General features: G+C 73.8%; 20 protein-coding genes. 8 read left to right on the top strand and 12 right to left on the bottom strand.

The genetic code is table 11. The annotated features are described in order from the left end of the window. Positions 1-64: 64 nt before the first annotated feature. The 5 genes from narI to G127AT_RS11100 are packed head-to-tail and all read right to left on the bottom strand — an operon-like array spanning position 65 to position 8308. Positions 65-823 (bottom strand): respiratory nitrate reductase subunit gamma, encoded by a 759-nt coding sequence (gene narI / locus G127AT_RS11080; protein WP_210896871.1) that lies wholly within the window; start codon positions 821-823, stop codon positions 65-67. Continuing rightward, positions 820-1590, bottom strand: coding sequence for a nitrate reductase molybdenum cofactor assembly chaperone (narJ, locus tag G127AT_RS11085; protein WP_210896873.1), 771 nt, complete (start codon positions 1588-1590; stop codon positions 820-822). Before narJ ends, narI begins: the two co-directional genes overlap by 4 nt. Further along, entirely contained in the window at positions 1587-3224 is a 1638-nt protein-coding gene (narH, locus tag G127AT_RS11090) for a nitrate reductase subunit beta (RefSeq protein WP_210896875.1), read from the bottom strand. Before narH ends, narJ begins: the two co-directional genes overlap by 4 nt. Continuing rightward, a complete protein-coding gene (locus G127AT_RS11095; protein WP_210896877.1) occupies positions 3224-6976 on the bottom strand; it encodes a nitrate reductase subunit alpha in 3753 nt (1250 codons plus the stop codon). Before G127AT_RS11095 ends, narH begins: the two co-directional genes overlap by 1 nt. Before the next feature lie 6 nt (positions 6977-6982). Further along, entirely contained in the window at positions 6983-8308 is a 1326-nt protein-coding gene (locus G127AT_RS11100) for an MFS transporter (RefSeq protein ID WP_210896879.1), read from the bottom strand. A 349-nt stretch (positions 8309-8657) separates the two neighbouring features. Here G127AT_RS11100 and G127AT_RS11105 point away from each other — a divergent pair, with 349 nt between their 5' ends. The 3 genes from G127AT_RS11105 to moaA are packed head-to-tail and all read left to right on the top strand — an operon-like array spanning position 8658 to position 10578. Further along, positions 8658-9164 (top strand): MogA/MoaB family molybdenum cofactor biosynthesis protein, encoded by a 507-nt coding sequence (locus tag G127AT_RS11105; protein WP_210896881.1) that lies wholly within the window; start codon positions 8658-8660, stop codon positions 9162-9164. Further along, a complete protein-coding gene (locus G127AT_RS11110; RefSeq protein WP_210902073.1) occupies positions 9161-9574 on the top strand; it encodes a molybdenum cofactor biosynthesis protein MoaE in 414 nt (137 codons plus the stop codon). The genes G127AT_RS11105 and G127AT_RS11110 overlap by 4 nt, the downstream gene beginning before the upstream one ends. Further along, on the top strand, positions 9571-10578 hold the full coding sequence (moaA, locus tag G127AT_RS11115; RefSeq protein WP_244857543.1) for a GTP 3',8-cyclase MoaA: 1008 nt from the start codon (positions 9571-9573) through the stop codon (positions 10576-10578). The genes G127AT_RS11110 and moaA overlap by 4 nt, the downstream gene beginning before the upstream one ends. Positions 10579-10937: 359 nt before the next feature. Here moaA and G127AT_RS11120 read toward each other — a convergent pair whose 3' ends face one another. The 6 genes from G127AT_RS11120 to G127AT_RS11150 all read right to left on the bottom strand — a co-directional run bounded on the left by G127AT_RS11120 (position 10938) and on the right by G127AT_RS11150 (position 15428). Next, entirely contained in the window at positions 10938-11171 is a 234-nt protein-coding gene (locus G127AT_RS11120) for a MoaD/ThiS family protein (RefSeq protein WP_210896883.1), read from the bottom strand. Continuing rightward, positions 11168-12181 carry an NTP transferase domain-containing protein gene (locus tag G127AT_RS11130; RefSeq protein ID WP_244857544.1) on the bottom strand — a complete coding sequence of 338 codons (1014 nt, stop codon included), beginning with the start codon at positions 12179-12181 and terminating at the stop codon, positions 11168-11170. Before G127AT_RS11130 ends, G127AT_RS11120 begins: the two co-directional genes overlap by 4 nt. Further along, entirely contained in the window at positions 12163-12639 is a 477-nt protein-coding gene (gene moaC / locus G127AT_RS11135) for a cyclic pyranopterin monophosphate synthase MoaC (protein ID WP_210896885.1), read from the bottom strand. Before moaC ends, G127AT_RS11130 begins: the two co-directional genes overlap by 19 nt. Continuing rightward, complete coding sequence (locus G127AT_RS11140; RefSeq protein ID WP_210896887.1) at positions 12636-13862, bottom strand: molybdopterin molybdotransferase MoeA; 1227 nt, start codon at positions 13860-13862, stop codon at positions 12636-12638. Before G127AT_RS11140 ends, moaC begins: the two co-directional genes overlap by 4 nt. Next, positions 13859-15013 carry a ThiF family adenylyltransferase gene (locus G127AT_RS11145; RefSeq protein ID WP_210896889.1) on the bottom strand — a complete coding sequence of 385 codons (1155 nt, stop codon included), beginning with the start codon at positions 15011-15013 and terminating at the stop codon, positions 13859-13861. Before G127AT_RS11145 ends, G127AT_RS11140 begins: the two co-directional genes overlap by 4 nt. Before the next feature lie 190 nt (positions 15014-15203). Further along, positions 15204-15428, bottom strand: a complete 225-nt coding sequence (locus G127AT_RS11150; RefSeq protein WP_210896891.1) for a hypothetical protein — start codon at positions 15426-15428, stop codon at positions 15204-15206. A 145-nt stretch (positions 15429-15573) separates the two neighbouring features. On the opposite strand from G127AT_RS11150, the gene G127AT_RS11155 reads away from it, so the two are divergent. The 4 genes from G127AT_RS11155 to G127AT_RS11170 all read left to right on the top strand — a co-directional run bounded on the left by G127AT_RS11155 (position 15574) and on the right by G127AT_RS11170 (position 18923). Next, on the top strand, positions 15574-15975 hold the full coding sequence (locus G127AT_RS11155) for a TOBE domain-containing protein (RefSeq protein WP_210896893.1): 402 nt from the start codon (positions 15574-15576) through the stop codon (positions 15973-15975). 67 nt (positions 15976-16042) lie between these two features. Further along, on the top strand, positions 16043-16801 hold the full coding sequence (gene modA, locus G127AT_RS11160; RefSeq protein ID WP_210896895.1) for a molybdate ABC transporter substrate-binding protein: 759 nt from the start codon (positions 16043-16045) through the stop codon (positions 16799-16801). A gap of 113 nt (positions 16802-16914) precedes the next feature. After that, complete coding sequence (locus G127AT_RS11165) at positions 16915-17682, top strand: ABC transporter permease (protein WP_210902078.1); 768 nt, start codon at positions 16915-16917, stop codon at positions 17680-17682. Next, complete coding sequence (locus tag G127AT_RS11170) at positions 17679-18923, top strand: sulfate/molybdate ABC transporter ATP-binding protein (RefSeq protein WP_210896897.1); 1245 nt, start codon at positions 17679-17681, stop codon at positions 18921-18923. The genes G127AT_RS11165 and G127AT_RS11170 overlap by 4 nt, the downstream gene beginning before the upstream one ends. Before the next feature lie 602 nt (positions 18924-19525). Here the strand turns inward: G127AT_RS11170 and G127AT_RS11175 are convergent. Further along, positions 19526-20320, bottom strand: a complete 795-nt coding sequence (locus G127AT_RS11175) for an MBL fold metallo-hydrolase (RefSeq protein WP_244857545.1) — start codon at positions 20318-20320, stop codon at positions 19526-19528. 338 nt (positions 20321-20658) lie between these two features. On the opposite strand from G127AT_RS11175, the gene G127AT_RS11180 reads away from it, so the two are divergent. Then, positions 20659-21432 (top strand): NUDIX domain-containing protein, encoded by a 774-nt coding sequence (locus G127AT_RS11180; protein ID WP_244857546.1) that lies wholly within the window; start codon positions 20659-20661, stop codon positions 21430-21432. The last annotated feature ends 223 nt before the right edge of the window (positions 21433-21655 follow it).

Genomic DNA, 21655 nt, shown 5'->3' on the forward strand with positions numbered 1-21655 from the left:
TCGAGGCCCGGTGCTCGGGGGTCTCGATACGCTCGTGCCTCGCTCCTCGACCGGCGGGGCGCGGCTACGGCCTGGTGAGCCGCTTCGGGTCGGGCGCCTCGATGCCCTCCCAGCCGCGCCGGGGCGTGCGGCCCGGGGCGACGGCGTCGCGCGAGCGGTACACGAGGTACGGCCGGAACAGGTAGCCGACGGGCGCCGAGAACACGTGCACGAGGCGCGTGAACGGCCACAGCGCGAACAGCAGCGTCGCCGTCAGCACGTGCAGCTGGAACCAGAGCGGCACGGTCGCCATGAGCTCGGGCTGCGGCTGGAAGCCGAGGAGGCTGCGGACCCACGGCGAGACGGTCGTGCGGTACTGGTAGCCGCCCTCGAAGATCTGGAACTGGATGGTGGCGATGGTGCCGAAGAGCAGGGTCGCGCCGAGCACGACGTACATGATCTTGTCCATGACGGTCGTCGCGAGGAAGACGGGGCCGACGGTGCGGCGCCGATAGATCAGGATCGCCAGGCCCGCGAGGGTGAGGACGGCCGCCGCCGTGCCGAGCACCGTCGCGCCGATGTGGTAGATGTGCTCGTCGATGCCGATGGCGTAGAGCCACTCGCGGGGGATCAGGAGGCCGACGACGTGGCCGACGATGACCATCAGGATGCCGAAGTGGAACATCGGCGAGCCCCAGCGCAGCAGCGGCTTCTCGTACAGTTCGCTCGACCGCGTCGTCCAGCCGAACTTGTCGTAGCGGTACCGCCAGATGTGGCCGACGATGAACACGGCCGCGGCGGCGTAGGGGTAGGCGACCCAGGCGAGGATGTCGAGCGGGTTCACGGTGCGGTCTCCGATCCGAACGGGGCTGTTCCGAAAGAGGCGGTTCCGAATGGTGCGGTTCCGGCGGGGCCGGCTGCGGCGCCGAGCGGCGCGGTGGATCCGCCCCCGTACGGCGCCAGCTGCGGGAAGGGCAGGCCGACCGTTTCGGCAGGCGGCCCCTCCTCGATGAGGGTGCGGTAACGCTCGAGGGTGGCCTCGTCGAGCTCGGGCAGGCTTCGGCAGAGGGCGCCGACGAGCCCGGCGTAGGGGCTGCCGAGCCGGTCGAGGGCCTCGCGGAGCACCTCGATGCCCTCGCGGTGGGCGGCGATCAGCTCGGCGGCGATCGGCGAGTCGCTGAGGGCCGAGAACTCCAGTACGGCCGGCAGGTAGTCGGGCAGTTCGGCGGCGTCGAACTCCCATCCGGCGGCGCGGTAGGCGTCGAGGAACGCGATGAGCGCCGTGCCGCGGCGGCGGGTGTCGCCGGTCGCGTAATAGCTCAGGTACATGCTGCACTTGCGTTTCAGGTCGAAGGTGCGCACGTAGTGGTCCTCGAGCTCGGGGCGCGCCATGGCATCCACTCGCGACAGGAACTCGCGCACCGCCTCGCCGAACGGCTCCGGCAGACTCGACGCGGCCGTGCGCACGCGCCCGTCGTCCAGCGCCTCGCCCGGGTAGTCGAGCAGCAGCGAGAGCACCATGTGGAGGCTGCGGCGGGCCTGCTCGTCGATGCGCACCGGGGCGATGCGCGCCGGCGGGCGCGAGAAACGGATCTGCCGGGGAAGCCTCATTCCTCGTCCTTCGGCGGGAAGAGGCCGGACGGGCTGCCGTTGCCGTCCCAGTTCAGCAGGTTCACCCGGCCCGGCGTGGAGGGCCGGTCGGCGCGCTGCCGGTTCGCGAGGGCGTGGAAGTTCTCGACGGCGACCGGCACATCGGGGCCGCTGGACTGCCCGAAGGGGCCCGCCCCGCCCATGCCCGGGCCGCCCTCGTAGTCGAGGGAGCAGGCGAGCTCCTCGAGGTCGCGGGCCTGCTCGGCGTGGGCGGTGGGGATGACGTAGCGCTCGTCGTACTTCGCGATCGCGAGCAGCCGGTACATCTCCTCGACCTCGGCGCCCGTCATCCCGATCGAGGCGGCGATCGATTCGTCGCGCTCGGCGCCGAGGTTCACATCGCGCATGTACGAGCGCATGCCGGCGAGCTTCTTCAGCGACTCGGCGACGGGCTCCATGTCGCCTGCGGTGAAGAGGCCGGCGAGGTACTCCATCGGGATCCGCAGCTTGTCGATCGCGGCGAACAGGGTGCGGGCGTCCTCGCCGTCGGCGCCGCTGCCGGCGACCACGTCGACGACGGGCGACAGCGGCGGAATGTACCAGACCATCGGCATCGTGCGGTACTCGGGGTGCAACGGCAGCGCCACCCGGTATTCGCTGATGAGGCGGTGGATCGGGCTCCGCTGGGCGGCGTCGATCCAGTCCTCGGGGATGCCATCCGCGCGCGCCTGGGCGATCACGGCCGGGTCGTGCGGGTCGAGGAACACGTCGCGCTGGGCCTCCAGCAGATCGTGTTCGTCCTCGACCGAGGCGGCCTCGGCGACCTTGTCGACGTCGTAGAGCACGAGTCCGAGGTAGCGCAGCCGCCCCACGCAGGTCTCCGAGCACACCGTCGGAAGCCCGACCTCGATGCGCGGGTAGCACAGGGTGCACTTCTCGGCCTTGCCGGTCTTGTGGTTGAAGTAGACCTTCTTGTACGGGCAGCCCGAGACGCACATGCGCCAGCCGCGGCACTTGTCCTGATCGACGAGGACGATGCCGTCCTCGCTGCGCTTGTACATCGCCCCGGACGGGCAGGAGGCCACGCAGGAGGGATTCAAACAGTGCTCGCAGATGCGCGGCAGGTAGAACATGAACGTCTGCTCGAACTCCTCGGCGACATGCTCCGACATGTGCTGCAGGATCGGGTCGTCGGCCATGGTCGCCGTGGAGCCGCCGAGGTCGTCGTCCCAGTTCGCCGACCAGGTGATCTTCGTCGGCTCGCCCGTGAGCAGGCTCACCGGCCGGGCCACCGGGGTCTGCTCGCCGGCGGGGGCGTTCAGCAGCATGTCGTAGTCGTACGTCCAGGGCTCGTAGTAGTCCTGGATGTCGGGCATCTTCGGGTTCGAGAAGATCGTGGCGAGCTTCTTCAGCTTGCCGCCGGCCTTCAGCTTCAGGCGGCCGTTCCGGGTGCGGACCCAGCCGCCCTTCCACTCCTCCTGATCCTCGTAACGGCGCGGGTAGCCGAGCCCCGGGCGGGTCTCGACGTTGTTGAACCACACGTATTCGACGCCCGAGCGGTTCGTCCACGCCTGCTTGCAGGTCACCGAGCAGGTGTGACATCCGATGCACTTGTCGAGGTTCATCACCATCGACATCTGCGCCATGACCCGCATCAGTACACCACCTCCTGGCTGCGACGGCGGATGACCGTCACCTCGTCGCGCTGGTTGCCGGTCGGCCCCAGGTAGTTGAACGCCCACGACAGCTGCGCGTAGCCGCCGATCAGGTGGCTCGGTTTCAGCAGGATGCGCGTGAGCGAGTTGTGGATGCCGCCGCGCAGCCCGCTCGTCTCGGCCCTCGGCACATCGATCGTCCGGTCCTTCGCGTGGTACATGTACACGGTGCCCTCCGGCATCCGGTGCGAGACGACGGCGCGGGCGACGACGACGCCGTTGCGGTTGACCGCCTCGATCCAGTCGTTGTCGACGACGCCGATCCGGTCCGCGTCGCCCGGGCTCATCCAGATGGTGGGGCCGCCGCGCGAGAGCGCGAGCATGAAGAGGTTGTCCTGGTACTCCGAGTGGATCGACCACTTCGAGTGCGGCGTCAGGTAGCGCACCGCGACGCCCTGCTCGCCGCCGGCGTCGGCCCGCTCGCCTGGCACCGGGTAGTCGTAGAGGCGGGCGAGGTCGAGCGGCGGGCGGAACACCGGCATCTGCTCGCCGAGTTCGGCCATCCAGTCGTGGTCGAGGAAGAAGTGCATGCGCCCGGTGAGGGTGTGCCACGGCTTCAGCAGTTCCACGTTCTGCGCGAACGCCGTGTAGCGGCGGCCGCCGTGCTCGGAGCCGGACCATTCCGGCGACGTGATGACGCTCATCGGCCGCGCCCGCACATCCGCGAAGGTGATGTGCTCGCCCTCGTGGTCCTCGGCGAGGAACGCCATCGGCTTGCCCGTGCGTTTCTCGAGGGTGCGGAAGCCCTGCACGGCGAGCTGCCCGTTCGTCGTGCCGGAGAGGGCGAGGATCATCTCGCAGGCCCGCTCCGCCGTGTCGAGGCGGATGGATCCCGCGCCCTGGCGGCCCTCGGGCACGACCCCGTTCAGGCTCGCGAGGCGCTCCAGCTCGTCCTCGACGCGGTACACGACGCCCTTCGTCGGCAGACCGAGCTTCGCCGCGAGCGGGCCGAGGCTGAGCAGCCGCCGGGCGACCTGCGGGTAGTCGCGCTCCACGACGACGAGCTTCGGCATCGTCACCCCGGGAACCCGCGGCAGATCGTCGCCGACGATGCCGTGCGGCGCCGCCATCGCATCCGGGGTGTCGTGCTGCAAGGGCGCCGCGACGAGGTCCTTCCGCACGCCCAGGTGCTCGACCGCCATCTGCGAGAAGCGCGCCGCGAGCCCGGCGAAGATGTCGAAGTCGGTGCGCGTCTGCCACGGCGGGTCGATCGCCGGGCTGAAGGAGTGCACGAAGGGGTGCATGTCGGTCGAGGAGAGGTCGTACTTCTCGTACCAGGTCGCCGCCGGCAGCACGACATCGGAGAACAGCGTCGTCGACGTCATCCGGAAGTCGCTCGTGACGAGCAGGTCGAGCTTGCCCTCCGGCGCCTCGTCGTGCCACGTCATCGACTCGGGGCGGCGGTCGATCGTCGACTCGGACGCCCGGAGCGACGCATCCGTGCCGAGCAGGTGTTTCAGGAAGTACTCGTTGCCCTTGCCCGAGGAGCCCAGGATGTTCGCCCGCCAGATGTTCAGCACCCGCGGGAAGTTCGCCGGATCGTCCGGGTCCTCGCACGCGAAACGCAGCCGCCCGGCGTCGAGTTCGTCGACGACGTACTGCTTCGGATCCACCCCGGCCGCCTCGGCCTCGTCGACGAGATCCAGCGGGTTGCGGTCGAAGCTCGGGTAGCTCGGCATCCACCCGCGCTTGGCGGACTCGACGAGCAGGTCGGCCGTCGTCTGCCCGGCGAAGCGGCCCGATCCGGTCGGCGCCGACAGCAGATCGGCCGGCAGCCCGTCGTAACGCCACTGGTCGCTCGCGAGGTACCAGAAGGCCGTGCCGATCATCGCTCGACCGGGCCGCACCCAGTCGCTCGCGGTGCCGTACTGCGTGTAGCCGGTCACCGGGCGCACCTTCTCCTGCCCGACGTAGTGCGCCCACCCGCCGCCGTTCACGCCCTGGCAGCCGGTCATCATCGTCAGGGCGAGGAAGGTGCGGTAGATCGTGTCGGAGTGGAACCAGTGGTTCGTGCCGGCACCCATGAGGATCATCGAACGCCCGCCGGAGTCGCGCGCGTTCACCGCGAACTCGCGGCCGATCCGCTCCGCCTGCGCCGCAGGCACCCCCGTCAGCTCCTCCTGCCAGGCCGGCGTTCCGGGCGTGGATGCGTCGTCGTAGCCCGTCGGCCACTCGCCCGGCATGCCGTCGCGGCCCACCCCGTACTGGGCGAGCATGAGGTCGAAGACGGTCGTCACGAGCCGATCGCCGATGCGGCGGGCCGGAACCCCGCGGCGCACCGAACCGGCCCCGCCGGCGTGCGCCCGCTCCGGGTCGTCCTCGGGGTCGCCCGGGTCGACGTCGAAGCGGGGCAGGTCGACGGCCAGCTGCAGGCCCTCGTCGAGGTCGGCGATCGACAGCGGCGGGCGGATGTCGCCGAGGTCCAGGTTCCAGTCGCCCTCGTCGGCCTCGCCGAAGCGGTGCCCGAGGGTGCCGTTCGGCACCTGCGGTCGGCCCTGCTCGTCGAGGAGCACCGGCTTGAAGGCGGCGTTGGCGGCATCCACCCCCAGGTCCTCGGCCGTCAGGAACTTGCCCGGCACGAGCCCGTCGCCGTGCGGCTCGAGGGTCACGAGGAACGGCGCATCCGTGTATTTCGTCAGGTAGCCGGCGAAGTACGGCTCGCGTTCGGCGGGGGATCCGGCGAGGAACTCGCGGAGGATGACATGCCCCATCGCCGTCGCCAGCGCCCCGTCGGTGCCGGGGTGCGGGGCCACCCATTCGTCGGCGAACTTCGTGTTGTCGGCGAAATCGGGACTGACGACGACGACCTTCGTGCCGCGGTAGCGGGCCTCCGTCATGAAGTGGGCGTCCGGCGTGCGCGTCACCGGCACGTTCGACCCCCACATCATCAGGTAGCTGGAGTTCCACCAGTCGGCCGACTCGGGAACGTCGGTCTGGTCGCCGAAGACCTGGGGGCTGGCCACCGGCAGGTCGGCGTACCAGTCGTAGAAGGACTGCATCGTGCCGCCGATGAGGTTGATGAACCGCGCCCCGACGCCGTGCGAGACCATCGACATCGCCGGGATCGGCGAGAAGCCGGCGACCCGGTCGGGCCCGTAGCGCTTGATCGTGTGCACATGGGCGGCCGCGACGATCTCGAGCACCTCGTCCCAGTTCGCCCGTACCAGGCCGCCCTTGCCGCGCGCCCGCTTGTAGGCGCGGCTCGTCTCGGCGTCGTCGGTGAGCGCCGCCCACGCCTTGACCGGGTCGCCGCCCTGCTCGGCCTTCGCCCGCCGGTACGACTCCAGCAGCACCCCGCGCACGTACGGGTAGCGCACGCGCGTGGGCGAATAGGTGTACCAGCTGAATGCGGCGCCTCGCGGGCATCCACGCGGTTCGTACTCGGGGGAGTCGGGGCCGACGCTCGGGTAGTCGGTCTGCTGCGTCTCCCAGGTGATGATGCCGTCTTTGACATACACCTTCCACGAGCAGGAGCCCGTGCAGTTCACCCCGTGCGTCGAACGCACCACCTTGTCATGCGACCAGCGGTCGCGGTAGAACACGTCGCCCTTGCGGCCGCCCTCGAGGAACACGCTGCGGAGGTCCGGCGCCACCTCGCCCTTGCGGAAGAAGCGCCCGAGCTCGATGAGCCCGTTCGAAAGCGCCCCGTCGGTGGCGTGCCGGGTCTTGCCCTGCGGTTCGGTGGTCGTCATGGAGGTTCAGCTCCTTGCCTCGGCGCCGGGGCGCACGTAGTAGTACCAGGCCAGCCACACGCTCACCAGGCAGAGCGCCGCCGACCAGATGTAGAACGGGAACACGCCGATGCTCGACAGCAGCACGCCGACGAAGAACGGGCCGAAGGCGGCGACGGATGCCGTCCAGCCGATCGCGCCGCCCGCCTGCAGCTTCGGGAAGATCATCGGCATCTGCTTGAACGTGCCGGCGTTCACGAGGCCCGAGAAGAACATGATGATGAGGGTGCCGGTGAGGAACCCCCAGAACTGGCCGACGTCGCTCGGCGCGAGGAAGAACATCGTCACGATGCAGCCGGCGAACATGCCGATCGCGCCGACGAGGGTGAAGATGCCGCCGCCCCAGCGGTCGCAGAGCGGGCCGCACGCCGCACGCACGAGCGCGCCGATCGCCGGCCCGATGAAGGTGAACGCGAGCGCGTTCGGCGCCCCCTCGAAGCCGCCGTACAGCTGCCCGATGAGCAGACCCGTCTGCGCGCCGAGCCCCGAGAACAGGCCGAAGCCCATGACGTAGAGCACCGTCTGGATCCACGTGTGCTTCAGACCGAAGATCTTCAACTGCTCGCGGAAGTTCGCCTTCACCGGCACCCGCCTGATGAACATGAACGCGAGGAAGGCGGCCAGCAGCACCCAGGGCACGAGCACGAGACCGCCGTTGTGCAGCCACACGTACCCGCCCTCGACATCCACCTCGGGCGCGATCGCCGCCGTGCCGAACAGGCCGAAGCCCACGATCCACGGCGTGATCAGCTGGATGAACGAGATGCCGAAGTTGCCGAGGCCGGCCTGCAGGCCGAGGGCCGTGCCCGACAGGCGCTTCGGGAAGAAATAGCTCGTCGAGGGCATGAAGCCCGAGAAGGTGCCGCCGCCGATGCCGGCTGCGAACGCGAGCGCCATCAGCACCCAGAACGGCGTCGAGGTGTCGCGCACGACGAACGTCCACCCGAGCAGCGGGATGAGCAGCAGCAGGGCGGAGACCACCACGAGCGTGCGGGAGCCGAGGATCGGCGGCAGGAACATGAACACCATGCGCAAGAGGCCCGCCGCGAGGCCCGGGATCGCGACGAGCCAGTACAGCTGCCCGGAGTCCAGGGCGAAGCCGATGTCGTTCAGGCGCGGTGCGATCGCGCTGACGACGTACCACGTCGCGAAGCTGATGAACATCGTGTACGTGGTGATCCACAGGGTGCCCCATGCGCGCTTCGACGACCAGCGTGCCGGGTTCTCCGGATCCCAGTTGGACAGGTCGTCTTTCAGCTCGCTGCCCGGTTCAGCCGGTTTCGGATCGCTCATCGCCGCCCCCTGTGGTTCACGGTCCGCCGCCCCTGTGATGCACGGTCTTGGCTCAGTCTGACCCCGTTCTCATGGTCAGGGCAAGAGTTGCTCCGGCGCGCCGGTTGCTCGCCAGCGGGGGAGAATGCCCTGACCACGCGGCGTGGCGAGCCTTCGAGCAGGCGGTCGGATCGCCGATTCTACGCGCCGTAGAAAGGGGGTTCGGGGGTGGATGCCCCGTACACCCCGTCCGAGGGGCGCCACGCGCTCGGCGCCACGCACCCACCGCCTGCGGTCGGGGAGCGCGCCGTGCCCCGGCGTGCCGGTCCGCGGTGCCGGCGGCGACGGCCGCCTCGGCTACCCTGACGGAATGGAGGCAGCCCGGGTCGTGACCGTGTCGGACCGCTCCGCCCGCGGCGAGCGGCCGGACGCGACCGGACCCGTGCTCGTCGCGCGGCTGCGCGAGGCGGGGTGGGATGCGGCCGGCGCGCTCGTGCCCGACGGAGCCGACTCGGTCCGAGCCGCGATCGCCGAGGCAGTGGCCTCCGGCGCCCGCCTCGTCGTCACCACCGGCGGCACCGGCATCGGGCCCCGCGACGAGACCCCCGAGGGCACCGCCCCGCTGCTCGCCCGCACGCTGCCCGGCATCCCCGAGGAGATCCGCCGGCGCGGAGGCTCGCACGGGATGCTCTCGCGCGCCCTCGCCGGCATCGCGACCGGACCCGGGGGTCGCGGCGCCCTCGTGGCGAACCTGCCCGGCTCGCCCGGCGGCGCCGCCGACGGACTCGACGTCGTGCTCTCGGTGGCGGCGCACGTGCTCTCGCAGCTCGATGGCGGGGACCACGACGCCGCGGCGCACCGGGCGGCCACCGCATGATCCGCCTCGCCGCGATCTCGGACGAGCCGCTGGACGCGTCCGCGCACCTGGACGCCGTGCAGTCCGACGCCGCAGGCGCCGTCGCCGTATTCATCGGCCAGGTGCGCGACCACGACCCCGGCATCGCCGGCAGCGTCGTCCGCCTCGACTATTCGGCGCATCCGGACGCCGAGGCGGTGCTCCGCTCGCTCGCCGAACGGCACGACGCCGACGGCACCCGGATCGCCGTGACGCACCGCATCGGGCGGCTCGGCGTCGGCGATACCGCCGTCGTCGTCGCGGTCGCGACCGCGCACCGCGCCGAGGCGTTCCGCGTCTGCGAGGCCCTCGTCGAAGACGTCAAGCACGAGCTGCCGATCTGGAAGAAGCAGTGGAGCGCGGAGGGGGAGTCGCAGTGGGTGGGACTGTGAAGGGCGACGCGGGCGGCCTCGTCGATCGCTTCGGCCGGGTGCACCGCGACCTGCGCATCTCGCTCACCGATCGCTGCAATCTGCGCTGCACGTACTGCATGCCCGCCGAGGGCGTGCCGTGGATCGCAAAGCAGTCGATCCTCACGACCGACGAGCTCGAACGCATCGCCCGGGTCGCCGCCGGCCTCGGCATCGTCGAGGTGCGCCTGACCGGCGGCGAGCCGCTGCTGCGCCCCGACGTCGTCGACGTCGTCGCCCGCATGGCCGCGATCGAGGGGCCGACCGGGCCGCTCGAGGTGTCGATGACGACGAACGCGATCCGCCTGGACCGCGTCGCCGCCGAGCTCGCCGAGGCGGGCCTCGCCCGGGTGAACATCAGCATCGACACGCTCCGCGCCGAGCGGTTCGCCGAGCTCACGAGACGCGACCGGCTGGAGGACGTGCTTACCGGCATCGAGGCGGCCCGCGCGGCCGGCTTCGCGCCGATCAAGTTCAATGCGGTCGCGATGCGCGGCGTGAACGACGACGAACTCGTCGACCTCGTCCGCTTCGCCCAGGGCTACGACGCCGAGATGCGCTTCATCGAGCAGATGCCGCTCGACGCCGGGCATGTCTGGTCGCGCGTCGAGATGGTCACCGGCGAGGAGATCCTCGAGGCCCTCTCGGAGGCGTTCCGCCTGACGCCGCTCGGCGAACGCGGCTCGGCGCCGGCCGAACGCTGGCTCGTCGACGACGGCCCCACCTCGGTCGGCGTGATCGCCTCGGTCACGGCCCCGTTCTGCGGCGCATGCGACCGGGTGCGGATCACGGCCGACGGCCAGTTCCGCAACTGCCTCTTCGCCCGCGAGGAGTCCGACCTCCTCGCCCTCCTCCGCGGCGGCGCCGACGACGAGCGCCTCGCCGAGGTCATGCGCGTCTCGATCGCGGGCAAGCGAGCCGGCCACGGCATCGACGAGCCCGGCTTCCTGCAGCCGGGCCGCCCCATGAGCGCCATCGGCGGCTGAGCCGGCCCCGCACGCCGGTCGAGGAGCGCGAAGCGCGTATCGAGACCAGTTCGTCGGTCGAGTAGCGCGAAGCGCGTATCGAGACCAGTTCGCCGGTCGAGTAGCGCGAAGCGCGTATCGAGACCTGCTCGCACGGAGTCTCGATACGCTTCGCTACTCGACCGACGGATGCCGCGGCACGCCGGTCGAGTAGCGCGAAGCGCGTATCGAGACCTGCTCGGAAGGGGTCTCGATACGCTTCGCTCCTCGACCGACGGATGCCGGGTTGCGCCGGTCGAGTAGCGCGAAGCGCGTATCGAGACCTGCTCGCACGGGGTCTCGATACGCTTCGCTACTCGACCGACGGATGCCGGAGGCGCCTATCCGCCGGCGAAGGGGGGCAGCACGTCGACGAGGGCGGCGCCGTCGATGCGGGCGCCGCGGTCCTCGCTGCGGACGCCGTCGATGAGGATCGAGCAGCGCGCGACCACCTCGGCCAGGCCCGGACGCTCGGCCAGGCCGTCGAGCAGTTCGCCGAGGGTGGCCGCCGACGTGGGCTCTTCCGGTCGGCCGGCGGCTTCGGCCGCTGCGGCGAAGTACCGGATGAGCGTCACGCCCCGGCCCCCGCCGAGGGGGGAGCGGGCGTCGGCGCCGCCGCGTCCGGCCAGCGTGCGGCGAGCGCCCGGGCCCGCCCGGCGAGCTCCTCGAAACGGGCCGGGTCGCCCTGGGAGGCGAGCCCGACGAGGTAGGCGGTGAGCGGGGCGGCAGGGCGGGCGACGCCGTGCGCGGCATCGCGGGCGAGGTCGAGCACCCCGCCGACGGGAGTGGATGCCGCGTCGAATCCGAGCTCTTCGGCGAGCGCGGCGACCCAGCGATCGAGTTCTTCGGGGGTGCCGGACATGGTGTCTCCTTCGATGCGGCGGGCTCGTGCGACATCCTGCCACGTGTCGACGTCCGCGCCGACCGCCCCGCGGTCGGGCACGCGAACGAGCGCGAGGCCGTCGACGAGGGCCCGCATGGATGCGCCGTCCACATGCCCGAGTGCGGCGAGGCGTGCCCGGATCGCCGCGGTGCGGTACCGGCCCGGCAGCGGCTGCGGGCGCTCGCCGTCGAAGACGACGCCGTCGGCGCCCGCCTGCTCGGAACCCGCGCGGAGGGCTGCGGCGGCACCGGCCGCGTTCGGCAGATCGCAGGGCAGCACGAGCAGCCACGGCGGGGTGGATGCCCCGGTGGATGCCCCGGGCGGGGCTGCGTCGAGCGCGGCCAGTCCGGCGGCGATCCCGGCGACCGGCCCGCCGAACGCGGGTTCCTCGCGCGCGGCGAGCACGCCGGCCGGGAGGGCGCGGCGAGGCCCGACGACGACGGTGCGCCGCGCGCCCGCGGTCGCCGCAATCGCTCGTTCGAGCAGGGTCGTGCCGCAGATCCGCACGTCGGCCTTCGGCGTCCCGAGGCGTGCGGAACGCCCGCCGGCGAGCACGATCGCATCGAACGCGGCATCGGGCTCGGCCCCGCCGGCGGTGTCCACCCCGCGGGCGGCATCGCCGGGGCCGGCCGCCCTCACGGCATCCACTCGCGAGCCCTCGCCCGCCGCATCCACCCCGGGCGTCAGGCCGTTCGCGTCCATTCCCCGCTCCGTCCGCCGGACTTCGACTCGATGCGCACGTGCGCGATCTCGACGCCGCGGTCGATGCCTTTGACCATGTCGACGACGGCGAGGGCGGCGACCGAGGCCGCCGTGAGGGCCTCCATCTCGACGCCGGTGCGGTCGGCGGTGCGCACGGTCGCGGTGATCGCGAGGCCGGCGTCGCCCAGGTCGAGGTCGACGGCGGCGCCGTGCACGCCGATCACGTGCGCGAGCGGCAGCAGTTCGGGGGTCTTCTTCGCGGCCTGGATGCCGGCGATGCGCGCGACGGCGAGCACGTCGCCCTTCGGCACGTCGCCCGTGCGCAGCGCCGCGACGACCTCGGGGGAGCACCGCACGAAGGCGCGCGCCGAGGCGGTGCGCACGGTCGGGGTCTTCTCGGTGACGTCGACCATGCGTGCGTGGCCGTCGGAGTCGAGGTGGGTGAAGGCGTCGCTCATCCGACCAGCATGACAGCCAGTTCGTCGCCCGGGCGCACCTCGCTGCGTTCGGCGGGCACGACGGCGAATCCGTCGGCGAGGGCGAGGCTGCCGGCGAGATGCGATCCGGATCCGCCGGCAGAGGCGGGGCGGGCCAGCAGCGTGGGCCCGTCGTATTCGAGGGCGACGGGGGCGTACTGGCGGCGCTCGGGGGGCGTGCGCCAGCCGACGGCGGCGAGCGCGTGCACGGGCGGCGGGAACGGCGCCCGCCCCTGCATGGTGCGCAGCGCCGGCCGCACGAACACCTCGAAGGAGACGGCGACGCTCACCGGGTTGCCGGGCAGCGCGAACACCGGCACCCCCTCGAGCACGCCGAACCCTTGCGGCTTGCCGGGCTGCATGGCGATGCGGCGGAACGCGATGCCGCGCGGCTCCAGCACGGAGCGGGCGACGTCGTAGGCGCCGACGCTCGCCCCGCCCGACAGCACGATCGCATCGACCCCGACGGCGCGGGCGCGAGCCAGGGCTGCGATGAGGGCGGCGTCGTCGTCGGGCACGCGTTCGGCGAGCACGAGCTCGGCGTCGGCGCCGACGACGAGGCCGGCGAGCAGGGTCGAGTTCGAGTCGTGGATGCTTCCGGGCCGCAGGGGTGCGCCGGGTGCGACGAGTTCGCTGCCGGTCGCGACGACCGCCACCCGCGGGCGCCGCCGCACCTCGAGGGAGCCGTGCCCGGCCGCGGCGGCTGCGGCCAGGCGTGCCGGCGTGAGCCGGACTCCGGCGGCGAGCACGGAGTCGCCGACGGCGAGGTCTTCGGCGGCGCGGCGGATGTGCGCGCCGCGGACGGGCGCCCGGCGGATCGACACGCGATCCACCCCGCCGTCGGTGTCTTCGACGGGCACGATCGCATCGGCGCCGGGCGGCAGCGGGGCACCCGTCATGATGCGCGCGGCCGCCCCCTGCGGCAGCTCGGGGGTCAGGTCCGTGCCGGCGGCGAGGTCGGCGACGACCGGCAGCAGGGACGGCCGCTCGGCGCTCGCCGCGGTGAGGTCGGCGGCGTGCACCGCATACCCGTCCATCGCGGAGTTGTCGAAGACCGGGATGGGCACGGCCGCACGCACCTCGGCCGCCGTCGTGCGCCCGGCGGCCGCGCCGAGCGGAAGGCTCTCGGAGCCCAGCACCCGCACGGCGGCGAGCACGCGCGCCTGCTGCGCCTCGACGGGTTCGAGGGGGCCGGGCCCGCTCACGATTCGCTCCAGCCGACGATGCCGCCGCGCAGCACGGCGACGTCGAGGCCGGCCGCCGACAGCGAGGCCGCAGCCCGTTCGGCGCGCGCCTCGCCGTGGCAGTGCACGATCACCGGGTGCGCCCGGTCGATCCCGGCGGGGTCGAGCATGTCGAGGGGGCGGTGGATCGAACCCGGAATGGAGCGCTCGGCCCGTTCGGCCGCCTCCCGCACGTCGAGCAGGGTGAACGCGTCGCGGCCGGCATCGCGGGCGGCGAGGCGTTCGCGGAGCTCCCGCACCGAGATCCGGGGTGCGGATGCCGCGGGGGCGCTCCGCCCGGTCGGGTGCGGCCCGGCATCCACCGCCGTCGTGTTCGCCGCAACCCCCGCGTCCGCCGTCGCCCCGGCATCCACCCCCGCCGCCCGCAACGGAATCTCGCGGAACAACGCCGAGCGGGCGTCGATCGAGACCATGCGGCCGAGCAGCGGATCGCCCACCCCGGTGACGAGCTTCAGCACCTCGGCGGCCATGAGGGCCCCCGTCTGCGCGGTCAGCGGGCCGAGCACGCCGGCGTCCTCGCAGTTCGGCGCGTCGGCCGGGGCCGAGGGGTGCAGATCGGTCAGGCGCGTCGCCCGGCCGGCGGGTGCGCCGCGCCAGAACACGGTGACCTGCGCGTCGTAGCCGACCGCGGCCCCCCACACGAGCGGCAGCCCGAGCGCGTCGCAGATCGAATCGGCCAGGTAGCGCGTCGCGAAATTGTCGGTGCCGTCGACGACGAGGTCGTAGCCGGTGAAGATGCGGCGCGCCTCCGCCTCGTCGAGCCGCAGCCGGTGCTCGTGCACGACGGTGTCGGGGGCGATTCCGGCGATGCGGCGTGCGGCGGCGGCCGTCTTCGGGGTGCCGATGTCGTCGACGCCGAACAGCAGCTGCCGGTGCAGGTTGTGCCGGGCGACCTCGTCGTCGTCGACGATGCCGAGGGTTCCGACGCCCGCGCCGGCGAGCGAGAGCAGCACGGGGGAGCCGAGACCGCCGGCGCCGAGCACGAGCACGCGGGCGGCCGCGATGCGGCGGGCCCCGTCGGGGCCGATGCCGGGCAGGCGCGTCTGCCGGGCGGTGCGCAGGGTCTCGGCGGGGCCGGGTTCGGCGCCGGGTTCGACGAGCGGGCGGATCATGAGCCCACGTTACCCACCGCGCGGCGCCGGGCAGGCGCCCTCCTGCGCAATGCAGGAACGCGCACGGCGTGTCGCGCCGCCCATGCGGCAGAACCCGCCGCGACACGGTTGCGTTCCTGCATTGCGCAGAGGCCGGGCGGGGTGGGGGCCGGGTGTGGATGCGCGGGCCGGATCCCGGACTGCGCCGGCGTCAGGAACGCTTGCGGCGGCGCTTCGTCACCGCGTCCTCGTGCGCCTCGCCGAGGCGGCGGGCACGGCCGACATCGGGGTGCAGCATCTCGTCGGATGCACGGCCGCCGGGTGTGCGGCGGCGGCTTCGATCGCTCGCCCCGAACGACGGATTGGACAGGAACCACGCCACACCGCCCACGGCGACGATGCCGATGATGATCGCGAACCAGGTGTCGCCGTCCATGCGCCCACCCTATGCGGGGGCGGGTCGACGCGCATAGGGGTTTCGCCGGCCTGGGCGAGCGGATGCCCCGGCGCACCGTTGCCGTTCGCCCCGCACATGCGGCGCATTCCCGTATAACGCTCCGCAAACACGGTAAGTTGAGCCCGTGGAGTACCGCATCAGCGAGGCCGCCGAGCTGCTCGGCGTGAGCGACGACACCGTGCGCCGATGGGTGGAGCAGGGCGCGGTGGATGCCGGGCGCGACGCCGCCGGCCGCATGACGATCGCGGGGGCGGTGCTCGCCGAGCACGCCGTGCGGCTCGCGCAGGCGCCGGGCGACCCGGTCAGGGCGCGCCGCAGTGCCCGCAACCGCTTCACGGGCCTCGTGACCCGGGTGCAGATCGACGGGGTGATGGCGCAGGTCGACATCCAGGCCGGCCCGCACCGGGTGGTCTCGCTCATGTCGGCCGAGGCGGCGCGGGAGCTGGAGCTCGAACCGGGCAGCCTCGCCGTCGCCGTCGTCAAGGCGACGAACGTCATCGTCGAGGCCCCGCGGGAGCGCGGGTGAGCCTCGAACAGCGCCGGCCGGGCATCCGCCGCCGCCCGGCATCCGCACCCGAACACGGAGGACACCCATGACCCGCACCCCCGCCCGCCTGACCGCCGCCGTCGGCGCCGCCGCGGTGCTCGCCGCCCTCACCGGGTGCACGGCATCCGGCGAAGCCTCCGAGACCGTCGTGACCGTGTACGCGGCCGCGAGCCTCACCGAGGCCTTCACGGAACTCGAGGCCGCGTACGAAGCGGCGAACCCCGACGTCGATGTGCAGCTCGTCTTCGACGGGTCGAGCACGCTCGCCACCCAGATCGTCGAGGGCGCCGACGCGCAGGTGTTCGCGGCCGCCGACGAGCGCACCATGGCCCAGGTCGTGGATGCCGGTGCCGCCGCCGATCCCGAGATCTTCGCAGGCAACGAATTGCGGCTGCTCACGCCGGCGGGCGATCCGGCGGGCGTGGAGGCGCTGCTCGATCTCGCCCGGCCCGGAGTACGGGTCGTCGTGTGCGCCCCCGAGGTGCCGTGCGGGGCGGCCGCGACCGAACTGCTGGAGCTCGCGAAGGTCGAGATCACGCCGGCGAGCGAGGAGCAGAACGTCTCGGCGGTCGTCGCGAAGCTCGTCGCCGGCGAAGCGGATGCCGGGCTCGCCTATGCGACGGACGCGAAGGCGAACCCCGAACTCGAGGCGATCACGCCGGTCCTCGCCGGCGAGGTGCGCAACCGGTACCCGATCGCGGCGCTCGGCGACGAACCGAGTGCCGAAGCGCAGGGGTTCGTCGACCTCGTGCTCGGCGACGAGGGGCGGCGGGTGCTCGCCTCATACGGATTCCTCGCGCCGTGAGCGAGGGCGGCACCGCGGGCACCGCGAGCACCGCGGCCGGCCCCGCCCCGTCCGCGGGCGGCGGACTGCGCGCGCGCGGCGGGCCGGGCACCACGGCATCCGCCCCCCGGTGGATGCTCGTGCCCGCCGCCATCGGCCTGCTCGCCCTCCTCGCCCCGCTCGCGGCCCTGCTCGCGCGCATCGATTGGGCGCGCTTCCCGGCCGATGCGACGTCGCCGGCCGCGTTGCAGGCGCTCGGCCTGTCGTTCGCGACGGCGGCGATCGCGACGGCCTGCTGCCTCGTCCTCGGCATCCCGCTCGCCCTCGTCATCGCCCGTGCGCGGCCCGCGGTCGCCGGAACCCTGCGCGCGCTCGTCACCGTCCCGCTCGTGCTGCCGCCCCTCGTCGGCGGCCTTGCGCTGCTGTTCCTCTTCGGCCGCAGCGGATGGCTCGGTCCGCTGCTGGAGCAGGCCGGCATCCGCTTGCCGTTCTCGACAGCCGCGGTCGTGCTCGCGCAGCTGTTCGTCGCGCTGCCGTTCCTGGTGCTGTCGGTCGAGGGGGTGCTCCGCGGCCGCGGAACCGGCTTCGAGACCGTCGCGGCGACGCTCGGCGCCGGCCGCTGGACGGTCTTCCGACGGGTGACGCTGCCGCTCGCCCTGCCCGGCATCCTCGCCGGAACGGCCTTGGCGTTCGCCCGCGCCCTCGGCGAGTTCGGCGCGACCGCCCTGTTCGCCGGCAACGCGCCGGGCACGACCCGCACGATGCCGCTGGCGATCTACACCGCGTTCAACGGCGCGGGCGTCGCGACCGGCGAGGCGGTCGCCCTGGCCGGGCTGCTCGTCATCGCGGCGGTGCTCGTGCTCGTGCTGGTGCGCGGCTGGCGGCCGGGGGCGGCACGGTGAGCGGGGCCGCGGGCGCTTCGGGTGCGGATGCCGGATCGCACCGCGACCGGCCGCGCGCCGCCGCATCCCGCGCGGCCGGGCCGCACGGCCTCGACGCCCGCATCGAGGTGCACCGCGGCGGCTTCGCCGCGCACGCGGAACTGCAGGTGGCCCCCGGCGAGGTGCTCGCCCTCATCGGCCCGAACGGCGCCGGAAAGTCGACGCTGCTGGCCGCTCTCGCCGGGCTCGTTCCGCTGGACGCGGGTGAGGTGCGCCTCGGCGGGCGACTGCTGGAGGGCCGCGTCGATCGCTCCGACGGCGCGTCGCGCCCCCTGCGCCTGCCGCCCGAGCGGCGCCGCATCGGGCTCCTGCAGCAGGATGCGGGACTGTTCCCGCATCTCAGCGTGCTCGAGAACGTCGCCTTCGGCGCCCGCGCGCAGGGCGTCCGCCGCGGCCACGCCCGTGCGGAGGCGGCGCGGCTGCTCGACGCGGTCGGCCTCGGCGGCTCCGGCGGCGGCCGCCCCGCGGAGCTCAGCGGCGGCCAGCGCCAGCGCGTCGCGATCGCCCGCGCCCTGGCCGCCCGCCCGGAGCTGCTGCTGCTCGACGAACCGTTCGCCTCCCTCGACGTCGAGGCGGCCGGCGAGATCCGGGCCCTGCTCGCCGGCATCCTCGTCGCCGACCGCATCCCGGCGATCGTCGTGAGCCACGATGTCATCGACGCGATCGTGCTCGCCGGCCGCATCGCCGTCGTCGAGCAGGGCGTGATCGTCGAGCAGGGAACGACCCACGGGGTGCTCCAGGCGCCGAGGACGCCGTTCGCGGCATCCATCGCGGGCTTCGTGCTCGTGCCGGGCACGGCCGCCGACGGCGTCCTCGACACCCCGGCCGGCACCTTCGCCTCGACGGAACCGGCCGGCTTCACCGGGCCCGGCGTCGCGCTCTTCCGCCCCGGGCGGGTCCGGGTGGTGGATGCCGCGGGCGCCGCCCCGGCATCCGCACCCGTGGCGGGCGGTCGCCCGAGGGGCGCCGAAGCGGCATCCGCACCCCGGCCGGTCCGCGCACCGAACCGCTGGGAGGCGCGCATCGCGGCCCTCCGCCCCGCCCCGGGCGGCGTCCGACTGCGGCTCGCCGTCGACGCGGGCGCGTTCGTCGACGCCGAACTCGACGCGCGCGCCGCCGAGGAGCTGCGTCCGGCCCCGGGCGCGCGCGTGCTCTGCACGATCGACCCCGCCGACGTCGCCCTCCACCCGGCCGCCGGCTGACCGCCCCGGCGCACCCCCGCATCCACCCGCGCGCCCGCCCCGCCCGGCAGCCCTCCCGCCCCGCCCCCTTGGCGCACCCCCTTGCGCAATGCAGGAGTGCGCGCGTGTCGCGCCCGGTTCTGCCGCATGGGCGGCGCGACACGCCGTGCGCGTTCCTGCATTGCGCAGAAGCCGGCAGCGTCGAGTTGCCGGATGCCCGGGCAGGGCGCGCCTCCTCCGCCCCTCCCGGGCAGCCCTCCCGCCCCCTTGGCGCCCCCGCTTGCGCAATGCAGGAGTGCGCGCGTGTCGCGCCCGGTTCTGCCGCATGAGCGGTGCGACACGCCGTGCGCGTTCCTGCATTGCGCAGAAGCCGGCGGCGTCGAGCTGCCGGATGCCCGGGCAGGCGCGCCTCCTCCGCCCCTCCCGGGCAGCCCTCCCGCCCCCCTTGGCGCACCCCTTGCGCAATGCAGGAGTGCGCGCGTGTCGCGCCCGGTTCTGCCGCATGAGCGGTGCGACACGCCGTGCGCGTTCCTGCATTGCGCAGAAGCCGGCAGCGTCGAGCCGCCGGATGCCGGGCAGGACGCGCCTCCTCCGGTCGACCGCGGTGGATGCCGCCGGCGCGCCTACCCTGCGGCGCCGACCGCCCGCAGGTACGCGAGCTGCGCCCGCATCGAGGCTTCGGCGGCGAAACGGATCGCGGGTTCCACATCGGGGTAGACGGCGTCGGTGACGGCTTCGAGGCTCGCCCCGTCGCCGAGCCGGGCGAGGGCGGCGCGCACTTCTTCGAGCCGGGCGCGGCGGTGCGCGAGGTAGGCGGCGGCGAGCTCGCCGACGGGCGCCCCGGCGGGGCCGTGCGCGGGCAGCGCGGTCGCCTGCCCGAACCCGGCGAGCCGTTCGAGGGACGCGAGGTAGTCGCCGAGCGAACCGTCCGGGTGGGCGACGACCGTCGAGCCGTGCCCGAGGATCGTGTCGCCCGTGAGCACGGCGCCGTGCTCGCCGTCGCCCGGCAGCACGAACGACACGGAATCGGCCGTGTGCCCGGGGGTCGCGAGCGCCTCGATCCGGAGGCCGGCGGCCTCGACGACGTCGCCGTCGGCGAGCGGGTCGGCGCCGGACGCGAACTCGGGGTCCGCCGAGCGAGACGGCGCCCCGGTGAGCTCCCGCAGGCGGGCGAGGCCCTCGACGTGGTCGGGGTGCCGGTGGGTGATGAGGATGAGCTCGACCGGGCGGGCTGCGAGGGCGGCGAGGTGCGCGTCGTCGGCTGGGCCCGGATCCACGACGACCACCCCGTCGGCGCCGGGCGCGGCGAGCACGTACGAGTTCGTGCCGCCGAGGGTCATCGGCCCCGGGTTCGGCGCGAGGACGAGGCGGGCGAACCGGCTCGCGGGGGTTCCGGGAAGGGCGTCTGCGGCATCCACCCGGGCAGTGTATCGGCCGCCGCCGCCGCGGCGCGGGCCTGGTGCGGATGCCGCGGGGCGGCGGCGCGGACCGGGTGCGGATGCTGCGGGGCGGCGGCGCGGGCCGGGTGCGGATGCCGCGGGGCGGCGGCGCGGCGACGCACCGGATGCAGGCCACGGCCAGCGGGGAACCCCCGCTGCGGCCTGCTTTCGGCGACGCACGGTCATTCCGGCCTGCTTTCGGTGCGCGGGCAGCGGCGCGCGCGGGCGTCGCGCGCGGTGCGGATGCCGCGGGGCGGTGGTGCGGGGCCGGCGGCGGATGCCGCGGGCACCCGCGTATCCGCGGCTATCGTGAGGGGATGGCCCCCGACGACGCAGCCTCGACCGCACCCGACCCCGCCGCCGCGACGGTGGTGCTGCTGCGCGACGGAGACGCCGGCCCCGAGGTGCTCCTGGCCCGCCGCCCCGATCACGGGTCGTTCGCGGGCGCCTGGGTGTTCCCGGGCGGCGCGGTCGACGAGGCCGATCGCGCCGCAGCGCGTGCCAGCACCGGCTCGGGCGTGGGGGCCGCCGGCACCGAAGATCCCGCGATGGATGCCGCACGCGCCGCCGCCGTCCGCGAGCTCGTCGAGGAGACGGCGCTCGCCGCCGACCCGGTCGCGCTCGTGCCGTTCGCCCGCTGGTTCCCGCCGAAGGGCGCACCGAAACCGCTGGTGACCTGGTTCTTCGCGACCCCCGATCCGGGTGGGGAACTCGCGCTCGCGGCGGCGGAGCTCGTCGAGTCGGTGTGGATCCGGCCGGCCGACGCCCTTGCGAGGCATGCGGCGGGCGAGCTGATCCTGTTCCCGCCGACGTGGGTCACCCTCGACGCCTTCGCGGCCGATGCGTCGCTCGCCGCGGCCCTCGACCGGGTGCGGATCGGCGGCGTGGAGACGTTCCGCGGCCGGTTCCGGGCCGACCGCCTGGCCCTCTACTGGGAGGGCGACGAGCGGTTCGCGCTCGACCCCGAGAGCGACGCGACGCCGGCCCCGGGCGACCCCGCGGCATCCACCCCCGACGACGCGCACCCCGCCGGCCCGGCCCGTCGCCTGCTCATGGACCGCACCCCCTGGCTCTACCTCCGCCGCCCGTAGGGCGTGCTGCGGTCATCCCGCCGCGCTCGCCGCGCCCGCTGCGCCCGTCGCCCCAGGCCGCCGCACCCCTGCGCAATGCAGGAACGCGCACGGCGTGTCGCGCCGCCCACGCGGCAGAACGGCCGGCGACACGCGCGCGTTCCTGCATTGCGCAGCCTCGCCGGGGCAGGGAGCGCGGGGAGGGAGCGCGGAGCAGAGCGCGGGGAGGGAGCGCGGAGGAGGG

The organism is Agromyces archimandritae, from assembly GCF_018024495.1.
GTDB lineage: Bacteria > Actinomycetota > Actinomycetes > Actinomycetales > Microbacteriaceae > Agromyces > Agromyces archimandritae.